The organism is Anaerotruncus colihominis (genome assembly GCF_010206195.1).
Classification (GTDB): Bacteria; Bacillota; Clostridia; order Oscillospirales; family Ruminococcaceae; genus Anaerotruncus; species Anaerotruncus colihominis_A.
Window position 1 is genome coordinate 226481 of sequence record NZ_VIQT01000003.1, and the last position, 9290, is coordinate 235770.

A 9290-nucleotide genomic window follows, 5' to 3' on the forward strand; every position below is an offset into this window, starting at 1 on the left:
CTCTTTCTCCTTTATCATTTATTCATGCGTTCCGGAGCCTTTTCCGGAATCCATAACAATCAGCTTTTTTTCTGCGGAACGCCTGCGCGTTTTGCGCACAACGCTTCGCAGAATGAGCGGCACAATCACTACGGCCAGCGCCAGCACATACGGCAGCATTGATAAAATCTGCACCGGATAGCCGCGGCCCGAAAGGGTCAGAACCATCGCATCGGAAAAGCCGAACATCAAGCAGGCCAGCAGCGACAGCACCGGTTCCGAGCCTGTGAGCACAAGCACCGCAATCGCGGTAAAGCCGCGCCCATCCGTCATGCCGACGTTGAACATGTTCAGCGACAGGGCCAGCTGCGCACCGGCCAGCCCGCAGAATACGCCGTTGAGCGCCACGGCGAAATAGCGGATGCGCCGCACACCAATGCCGGCTGAAGCGGCTGCGTCGGCGTTGCGGCCGATCGCGCGGATCGAAAGTCCCAGGCTGGTCCGGTACAAAAACACATGGACGGCAAACGGCAGAACCAGCGCCAGATAAACAAGGATGGAATGGTCGTTTAAAATCGGGCCGACAACCGGAACCTGTTCAAGCAATCCAAAATGCAGCGTGGGCAGCGCCAGCTCGGACGGCAGGATAAACCGTCCGCTCATCCCGAAAATCGGCACAAGCAGATACCGCGTCATTCCGGTAGCTATGGTGGTACATGCCAGCGCGCAGATGATCGGGTCTACATCGAGCTCAAAAACGAACAGCGCATAAATCAGCGCGATCAGCAGCGTCACAAGCACGGCAAAGAGGATGCCGCCAGCCACGCTCTGCGTCATATAAGTACCGACAACTGCCGCAAAGCAACCAAACAGCGTAAAGCCCTCCAGCGCGAGATTAAAGATGTCGACCTTGATGGAAAACAGGCCGCCCAGGCAGATCAGGATGACAGGCGCCGCCAGACGCACAGACAGGTTTAAAAGCTGTTCGATGTTCATCATACGGCTTTTACCCCCTTTTTGCGCGATTGCAGCAGGTAGCGCAGGATATTGATGGTAGCAAACAGCATGACAAAGCCCTTGACCACCTGCACCATCTCGGCCTGTACGCTCGTTTCAACCGAAAGCGTCACCGCGCCGCTTTGCAGCGCGCCGAGAATCAGCGAGCCGAAGATGATGCCGGCTGTCGAATCCTTGCCGATCAACGCGGCGGTCATGCCGTTAAAGCCCATATCGGCCGCGAAATTGTTATAGACCTTGTGATAGACGCCCATGACCTCGCCGGCCGCTGTCAAGCCGGAAAATATACCGCCGATCAATGCAACCACGAGCACGATTTTAATCGTGCGCACGCCGCACGCCTGCGCAAAGCGCGCGTTGTGACCAATCATACGCAGCTCATAGCCCGGCACGGTGCCGCGGATGCTCAGGGCGTAAACGGCGATGAGCACGGCCACGGCGATCAGGATGAATGTTGTGTTGAGCGACGGCTCCAGATTGACCGACATCGGCACGGTTGTATCGGCCTTTGCAATCGGGCCGTTGTTCAGCAGATAATCGGTCAGCAGCAGGATAATGTAGTTCATCAAAATCGCGATCACAACCTCGTTGACGCCGAACATGAATTTGAATACGGCCGGCAGCAGGGAAACCAGACCGCCGAACAGCGCGCCCGCCGCGAGCATGACAACCGCCTGCACCCAGATGGGCGCGGTTGGGATCGCCTGTGGGACGAACGCAACGCCGAGCGCAGCGAAATACATCTGTCCCTCCTGGCCGATATTGAAGTAGCCGCACCGGTTGCAGATGGAAAAGGACAACGCCAGCAGGATAATCGGCAGCGTATAACGCACCGTATTTTTAAAGCCGGACCAGCTTCCGAACGCACCCTTGGCAAGCGCCTGATACGCTTCAATCGGATTGCCCCCCGAGGCGAGTACCACAAGCCCCGCCACTACGAACGCGACCAGCACCGCCAGTATGGGCGAAAAACTTCCGGCCATCTTTTTGAGCGGCTGCATCGTATCTTTTCTGAGCGCCTGTATACCATCCATTTAATCTTCCCCCTTTCGTGCGCCGGCGGCGCCGCCCATCATCAGACCGATCTCCGCCTCGGTAGCGGCGGGGATGTCTGTGACAATGCCGGAGCAGGCGCCTTCATAAAGAATGAGCATCCGGTCGCTCAAACTCATCAACTCCTCCAGATCGGCCGATACCAGCAAAATGGCTGTCCCGCGCCGCTTCTGTTCCAACAGATGTTCGCGTACAAAGTTGATCGCTCCGATATCAAGCCCGCGCGTTGGCTGCGCCGCGATCAGCAGACGCGGGCTGCGGCTGATCTCGCGGGCCAGCACGATTTTTTGCATATTGCCGCCCGAAAGCGCCCGCACCGGTTTGCCCGGCGCAAGGCCGCGGATATCGAACGCCTCGGCCATCCGTTCGGTATATTCAGCGACAGCCTTGCCGTGCAGAATACCGTGCTTTGAAAACGGCGGCTGCCCTGCGGCGCCGCAGATCAGGTTTTCGCCCGCGCCGGCCAGCAGAGCCAGGCCTGTCGTCATGCGGTCCTCTGATATGTAGCCGACGCCCTTGGCGCGGCGCTGCCGGATCGGCAGGCGCGTGATATCCTCGCCGCCGAGCGTGATCGAACCGCCCGACAGGCGGTACATGCCGATGAGCAGATTGATCAGTTCTGTCTGCCCATTGCCCTCCACGCCGCCGATTCCGAGGATTTCACCAGCGCGCGCCTCAAATGAAAGGCCACGCACCCGCGCAATCCCGCTGCCGTCGATATACCACAAATTCTTACAGACGCAGACAGGCTCCCCCGCGCCGCCGCGCTCACCGTTTTGAATGAGTCCGACATCCTGACGGCCGATCATCGCCCGCGCCACGTCCGTTTCGTCCGCCTCCCCGCGGTCGAAGCGCGCCACCACACGCCCGCGGCGCATCACGGTGATGCGATCGGCCACGCGGATGACCTCGCGCAGCTTGTGAGAGATAAACACGATGGATGCGCCGTCTTTTTTCAGTTCGTCAATGATCGCAAACAGCTCGTCCGATTCCTGCGGCGTCAATACGGCGGTCGGTTCGTCGAGGATGAGTACGCGCGCGCCAAGGTAAAGCGCCTTTATAATCTCGATCTTCTGCCGCTCGCCGACACAAAGGCTGTCGATCGGCGCGTCTGGGGAAACCTTCTGCATTCCGAACCGCGTGAGAAGTGCGCGGATCTTTGCGCGCGCCGCCCTGTAGTCGACAAATCCGGCGGCTGCCGGCGCATGCCCGAGGATGATATTTTCTGTAATGCTCATGCGGTCGATCTGCATAAAGTTCTGGTGCACCATGCCGATGCCGCGTTTAAGTGCGCCCGCCACGCCGTAGGCGCACGGTTGCGCGTCGATCAGTATGCGGCCCTCGTCCGGCGCGTACTGACCGTAAAGAATGCGCATCAGCGTTGTTTTGCCCGCGCCGTTTTCCCCCACAAGCGCATGCGTTTCCCCTTGGTTGAGTGTGAAATCGATCCCTTCGTTGGCGGTGAGCGCCCCGAATCGCTTTGTGATTGATTCCATCTGGACAATTGGATCCATGTCGCAGCCTCCTTTGCTGGGCGTCAGGGCGTCGCCCTAAAAAGATTTAAAGATTTAGTTGTCTATATCTTTTTGCATAGAATAGCATGTTGATTACACCACTGTCAACAGTTTTTTTCGCAAAACAAATTTGATTTTTATTTAAAAATGCATCCAAATGTATGAAACCATGCGCTTACATCCGGTTAAACCGACAAAATTGTTGTGCGGATTGCACGGATAGTTAGATAAAACTTTGGTGAAAGTGGGGAAAATAGTTTAAATTCGCATTTATGTATATACAACTATACAAATCTGTGTTATCATAACGCCAGCAACAGGCGGTGTAACCGCCAAAAATTGAATGCAAAGAAGGGATTCCCATGACAATGCCAAACCAGGAATCGCTTTGGATGGATTATCAGGAACTTTTGGAGATGATACAGCGGCGCGCTTTTTCATTGCGTATCCGCAAATACCGCGATCTCTCCATTCTGCGCCTGCTTGGCGATATCAGCCTCGTTGTCGCCTGTGATTCCAACGCTTCCAACGGCGAAAAGCCCAACGACACCCATCAGAATTCTTATGAGGAGACGGCGGTCAGCGCGCTGAAGGTCCCGCTCATGGAGGTGCTCGCCACAGGCGCGGCGCCCATTGTCATCGCGGACAATCTGTGTGTGGAAATGGATCCGAGCGGGCGGCGGATCATTGCGGCCATGCAGGAGGAGCTGCGCGGCTGCGGCCTGTATGACACCGTCTCCTTCACCGGAAGTACAGAGGACAACATGCGCACGCTTCAGACCGGCATCGGCGTGACGGTCATCGGTCTTGTCAGCAGCGCGGCGCTGCGCCTGGGCCGCACACAGCGCGGCGACGCCGTCTATTGTGTCGGCGTGCCGCAGAGCGGCGTTGTGGAACGGTACAGCGAACACGACCCCACGGTCGCCAAGATCTCCACGGTCACACGCCTGTGCACCCTCGATTATATCCATGAAATCCTGCCGGTCGGCTCGAAGGGCGCGGCCTATGAAGCCGGCCAGCTTGCCGAATGTGTCGGCTGCGCTTTTCTCCCGGATACACAGCCTGCAATTGACCTGGCCACATCGGCCGGTTCCTGTACGGCTGTGCTTGTCAGCCTGCCTGCGCAGGCGGGTGGCCATCTGGCCGCCGATATAGGCCTCCCCTGTTTTCCCATCGGCCGGATTCAATAATCGTTATTTTATATAAGGAGCGTTTGCAATGCTACAGGATATTCAATTCAAATCGGCGCAGCATGTGATTGACGAGGTGCGCAACATGAACGTCAAGGGAGGCAGCCCCTTCGGCCGCGCAGCGGCCTGGGCATACAGCCTCGCCTGCACACAGGAGCAGTTCGCCAGCCGCGCGGAGCTGACCGCGCGCTTCGACGATATTTCCAACCAGCTGCTTGCCCTAAAGCCGACCATGGCCACCATCTACAATACAAAGTCGCTCGTCTATAAAAAACTGGATTCTTTCCCGAATGAAACGCCGCTCGACATCATTACATGTAAAATCGACGCGCTCTGTCAACGCATCATTCATTATTCTCTGGACTCCGTCAACCGTCTGGGTGAAAACGGCGCCAATTTGATCCGCGACGGCGCTTCCGTGCTGATGCACAGCTATTCAAGCGCGCTCATGAGCGTCTTTACCGCAGCCGCAAAGCAGGGGCGCAAATTCAGCCTGACCTGCACCGAATCGCGGCCATTGCGGGAATCGCGCCTCGCCGCAAAGATTCTCCAGGAGCTGCATGTGCCGGTCACTTATATTACGGATGCGTCCGTGTGGGAATTCATGCCCGCCTGCGACCTGATCATCATGGGCGCCGATACGATCGCATGGGACGGCTCTGTCGCCAACAAAATGGGAACCGCGCTCATCAGCCAGCTCGCCCAATGCTGTTGCAAGCCCGTCTATATCGCAAGCGAGCTGTATAAGCTCGACCGCCGCACCGCCCAGGGCCATCCCATTGTGCTGGAGCGGCGCGTCCCCGACGAGATCGTTTCTCCCGGCGATTTTGACAGCATGGACGGCATCGACGTGATCAACCAGTTCTTTGATCTGACCCCAGCCAATCAGATCACCGGGCTGATCACAGAACGCGGTGTCATCGCACCGGCCACTGTTTCGCTCAATTGGGATCAGCTCGAGGCGCAGCTTTTAAACGGCTGATCGGATCATTTTGCAGCGGGAACAGACCGAAAAGGCCCCGGCCGGAGATATTCTCCGGCCGGCTCCCTTATCTTATTATAATTCTTACAAATATTGATGTTCATATCAAAAACCGGACTCCCCCAGGGACAGGCGCCTGTCCCTGGGGGAGTCTGGTTTTCCACAGGTCTGAACCGCCTTTATTTTTCAGGCATGCAGATCTGTCAACGGGCCTTATTCGAACTGGAAAATTGTCGCCGCTCTATGGATACCATTGAAAAGGGGTGTTAGAAATTTATTAAAAGAAAAAAGTGAAGCGGCTTTGTGAGAACATCTCACAAAGCCGCTTCACAAGCCATCTTCTGGCAAGCCTGCCCAGTTTAGAACCACCCCGGACGCGGGTATTTACTTTGGACATAAGAAAAAGCCTGGAGCGCGAAATGGCTCCAGGCCCTTGCCTGGTGGCGCGCGTGAAGGGACTCGAACCCCTGACCTACTGGTTCGTAGCCAGTCACTCTATCCAACTGAGCTACACGCGCATTTTATAGAAGTCAGCTTTAATATAATACTACGTTTGGATAATTTAGTCAAGCCCTTATCGGCATAATCTGAAAAATTTTTTCTAATTATGCCCGCTTCACCCTTAAAACGCAAGGCGGCGGGGAACGGATTACAAAACGTCCGTTCCCCGCGCAAAAAGGAGGGGGTTAATCCTGCGATTTAAGACAGTCCGATCAGGAGCAGCTTTGATTTTTCAAACAGACCCAAACAGCCCTAATCAAGGACATAAATATCAACGATTTTACGCCCATTCATGGCGCTTTCCTCGTACGTATCATAGAACAAATCCACATCGACCACACCGGCGAGCAGGCCCGTCCCTGTGTCGGCGGCAATTGCGCACCCGTAAACAAACCGGCCGTCGGCCGAGACAATATACAGGCGCGAGCCATATGGAATGACGCGCGGATTGACCGCGACATGTCCCGTGATCGCATACCTGCCGCTGGCCGTTTTTGCACCGGGACGCGCGCTGTAGCCGGTTGCCACCTGATTGCGCAGCAAACGCGAATAATGCAGGGGCTTTCCGTTCTCATCGACCTCGAGATCGAAATCAAACGGCGAAACAGGCGCCGGCGAGCCGATCAGAATCGTTTCAGGAACCGGCTGCTGCGCCACGCGCTCGCCAAGAAGCTGTACATCTTCTTTGATTCCGTCAACTGTGCGCTGCACATAGGTCTGCATGAGCACGCCGTTGGTTCCCTCCTGGATACGCCGTGTGGAACCAATACTGACAAGCGGCGAATTTTTGCGTACAGTCTCATACGGGATTGATTTTTCCACTGTATACTCCTCGTAATCCACACGCTGCAAAACGACCTTGTCGCCGCGTTCCAACGGCTTTTCCGACGCCGGCGTCAGCAAATCATTGCCGTCATATGTGATATCATGCTCATACAGCAGCTCTCCCACGGTTGTGCCAATCTCCACATTGCAGGCGGTCGTCTTTCCATCCACAGTCATCATGACCGGGAAAATGGAAAATGCATTGACCTGCTGAAACCGCCCTTCCGGTTCCTCGAAGCGGCTTATTCCATGTCCGGGCAACAACCGGGACAAATCGTCCTGCGTCGTATAGCGCAGCGACCGCCCGGTTTCTCCCACAAGATACACGGCATTTGTCATCGTCGAAATTCTGTATACCACAAATGCCAACACTACAAACAGCAGGCTGACCGCAAACAAGCGGCTTTGCAGAAACAGCTTGACTGCCAGCATCCTGCTCCACACTTTTGTCATGAAGAATACTCCTTTTTTGTGCGCCTGCCGTATAAGCCGGCGCGACAATTACATTGGGTGTACTCCGTTGTCATACACTTTTTGAGTTTATGGCAATTTCACCCGTTGCTTAGTATACCGGAGTATTTGAAATTATATTCAGATTACACAGAATTGTCAAACCAGGCTTGAGCAAGCCAACCGCCAGGATGCCTGTCCAAGGGAAACGCTGCGATACAAACCGACTATTTCAGACAAGAATCAGGCCGCAGCTAAACCTTGCTTTTATAAAACTTAATAAAAATTTAATAATAATTTTGGACATGCATTTCCCTTTGATTTCCATCATAAGGAAAAACCCGCGGCTGTATGCCGCGGGCTCTTGAAGCTCTGTAATAAAGCAATCAGCGTTTGGAGAACTGGGGTGCGCGGCGGGCTGCCTTGAGGCCGTATTTTTTGCGCTCCTTCATACGGGGGTCGCGCGTCAAAAATCCTGCCTTCTTGAGCACTGGACGCATATCCTCGCCGTTCTGAAGCAATGCACGCGAAATACCGTGACGGATCGCACCTGCCTGGCCGGAGACGCCGCCGCCGGTGACGGTGCACACAACATCAAACTTGCCGAGCGTATCGGTCAGGGTCAGCGGCTGACGAACAATGAGCTTGAGCGTCTCAAGACCGAAATAGTCGTTGATATCGCGGCCATTGATCGTGATCGAGCCGGAACCCGGATAAAGCCTTACACGGGAAACAGACTGTTTGCGGCGGCCTGTGCCATAGAAATACGGTTTCGATTCATACATAGCTGATTAATCCCCTTCCTTACAGTGTCCAGGCCTGCGGCTTCTGCGCGGCATGGGTGTGCTCGGCGCCTCTGAAAATGCGGCACCGGGTAAGCGCGGCGCGGCCGATCACCGTGTCGGGAATCATGCCCTTGACGGCAAGCATCATCGCCTGCTCCGGACGCTCCTTCATCAGCTTGTCATAACCGACTTCCTTGAGTCCGCCGATCCAACCGCTGTGACGGTAATACTTTTTCTGCTCCAGCTTGCGGCCGGTGAGAATCGCCTTTTCAGCATTGATGATGATGACATGATCGCCGCAGTCAACGTTCGGCGCAAAGTCAGTCTTCATCTTTCCGCGCAGGATCGACGCAGCGGTCGCCGCTGTACGTCCAAGCGGCTTGTCAGCGGCATCGAGGATGTACCACTTGCGGGTCATTTCAGATGCCTTCGGCATTGTAGTAGACATACCTGTTCCTCCAAATTCCTGTAAACTGTTTTGCACGATCCGCCCTACAGCGAACCGCCGGAAAGCGCGCGCCGCCGTTTTGCGGCGAATCCCTCTGCCCTCCAAAATGCAGGCAACCTTCCGATTTTCTCTGAAATTGCCATAGCGACAATTTGTATTATACCCTGCCGGACACGCCGTGTCAACATGTTTTTACTAAAAAATCAATTTAGAAAACACGCGCTTCTGTTTTCACACTGTAACGCTTTGATTCTCTCTCATACGCAATATGTAAATCACATTTTCTGCTTTTCAATATTTGCTATTTGTATTATTAATTATCAATATTACTTATTTTCCATATCTGGCGTTTCAAAGTAAATCCATAAAAAAGCGATGGAGGCAAAGAACCACCATCCAGTCACAATCATCAAAAATAATATCTCCATATTCATAGTTTTAAAGATGGCCGTTGCTTTCCATCGTCACCATCCCCTTAATCACCCAACTATCCGCATACCTTTTCCGGCCTTTTTGAAAAAAGGCCTCAGCGAAAAACTTAGTTCG

8 protein-coding genes and 1 tRNA gene are annotated in these 9290 nt (G+C 54.7%); 2 read left to right on the forward strand and 7 right to left on the reverse strand.

Going from position 1 to position 9290, the window contains the following annotated elements; all coding sequences use genetic code 11:
- Positions 1-18 precede the first annotated feature (18 nt).
- The 3 genes from FMM72_RS02075 to FMM72_RS02085 are packed head-to-tail and all read right to left on the reverse strand — an operon-like array spanning position 19 to position 3563.
- Positions 19-978, reverse strand: coding sequence for an ABC transporter permease (locus tag FMM72_RS02075; protein WP_162220435.1), 960 nt, complete (start codon positions 976-978; stop codon positions 19-21).
- Entirely contained in the window at positions 975-2030 is a 1056-nt protein-coding gene (locus FMM72_RS02080) for an ABC transporter permease (RefSeq protein WP_162220436.1), read from the reverse strand. Before FMM72_RS02080 ends, FMM72_RS02075 begins: the two co-directional genes overlap by 4 nt.
- Positions 2031-3563, reverse strand: coding sequence for an ABC transporter ATP-binding protein (locus tag FMM72_RS02085; protein WP_160209567.1), 1533 nt, complete (start codon positions 3561-3563; stop codon positions 2031-2033).
- A gap of 362 nt (positions 3564-3925) precedes the next feature.
- On the opposite strand from FMM72_RS02085, the gene FMM72_RS02090 reads away from it, so the two are divergent.
- Together FMM72_RS02090 and FMM72_RS02095 are read left to right on the forward strand one after the other, a co-directional pair.
- Complete coding sequence (locus FMM72_RS02090) at positions 3926-4753, forward strand: AIR synthase related protein (protein WP_160209568.1); 828 nt, start codon at positions 3926-3928, stop codon at positions 4751-4753.
- 28 nt (positions 4754-4781) lie between these two features.
- Positions 4782-5735, forward strand: a complete 954-nt coding sequence (locus FMM72_RS02095) for a translation initiation factor eIF-2B (protein ID WP_160209569.1) — start codon at positions 4782-4784, stop codon at positions 5733-5735.
- 441 nt (positions 5736-6176) lie between these two features.
- Here the strand turns inward: FMM72_RS02095 and FMM72_RS02100 are convergent.
- The 4 genes from FMM72_RS02100 to rplM form a co-directional block, all read right to left on the reverse strand.
- Positions 6177-6253, reverse strand: a tRNA-Arg gene (locus tag FMM72_RS02100).
- 235 nt (positions 6254-6488) lie between these two features.
- Complete coding sequence (locus FMM72_RS02105; protein ID WP_160209570.1) at positions 6489-7514, reverse strand: G5 domain-containing protein; 1026 nt, start codon at positions 7512-7514, stop codon at positions 6489-6491.
- 383 nt (positions 7515-7897) lie between these two features.
- Positions 7898-8296 (reverse strand): 30S ribosomal protein S9, encoded by a 399-nt coding sequence (rpsI, locus tag FMM72_RS02110; protein ID WP_006876695.1) that lies wholly within the window; start codon positions 8294-8296, stop codon positions 7898-7900.
- Between the two features lie 19 nt (positions 8297-8315).
- Entirely contained in the window at positions 8316-8744 is a 429-nt protein-coding gene (gene rplM / locus FMM72_RS02115) for a 50S ribosomal protein L13 (protein ID WP_160209571.1), read from the reverse strand.
- Positions 8745-9290 lie beyond the last annotated feature (546 nt).

Excerpts from the sequence above, each read along its gene's own strand:
- FMM72_RS02075 (WP_162220435.1), bottom strand. The coding sequence starts at position 978 with ATGATGAACATCGAACAGCTTTTAAACCTGTCTGTGCGTCTGGCGGCG.
- FMM72_RS02080 (WP_162220436.1), bottom strand. The coding sequence starts at position 2,030 with ATGGATGGTATACAGGCGCTCAGAAAAGATACGATGCAGCCGCTCAAA.
- FMM72_RS02085 (WP_160209567.1), bottom strand. The coding sequence starts at position 3,563 with ATGGATCCAATTGTCCAGATGGAATCAATCACAAAGCGATTCGGGGCG.
- FMM72_RS02090 (WP_160209568.1), top strand. The coding sequence starts at position 3,926 with ATGACAATGCCAAACCAGGAATCGCTTTGGATGGATTATCAGGAACTT.
- FMM72_RS02095 (WP_160209569.1), top strand. The coding sequence starts at position 4,782 with ATGCTACAGGATATTCAATTCAAATCGGCGCAGCATGTGATTGACGAG.
- FMM72_RS02105 (WP_160209570.1), bottom strand. The coding sequence starts at position 7,514 with ATGACAAAAGTGTGGAGCAGGATGCTGGCAGTCAAGCTGTTTCTGCAA.
- rpsI (WP_006876695.1), bottom strand. The coding sequence starts at position 8,296 with ATGTATGAATCGAAACCGTATTTCTATGGCACAGGCCGCCGCAAACAG.
- rplM (WP_160209571.1), bottom strand. The coding sequence starts at position 8,744 with ATGTCTACTACAATGCCGAAGGCATCTGAAATGACCCGCAAGTGGTAC.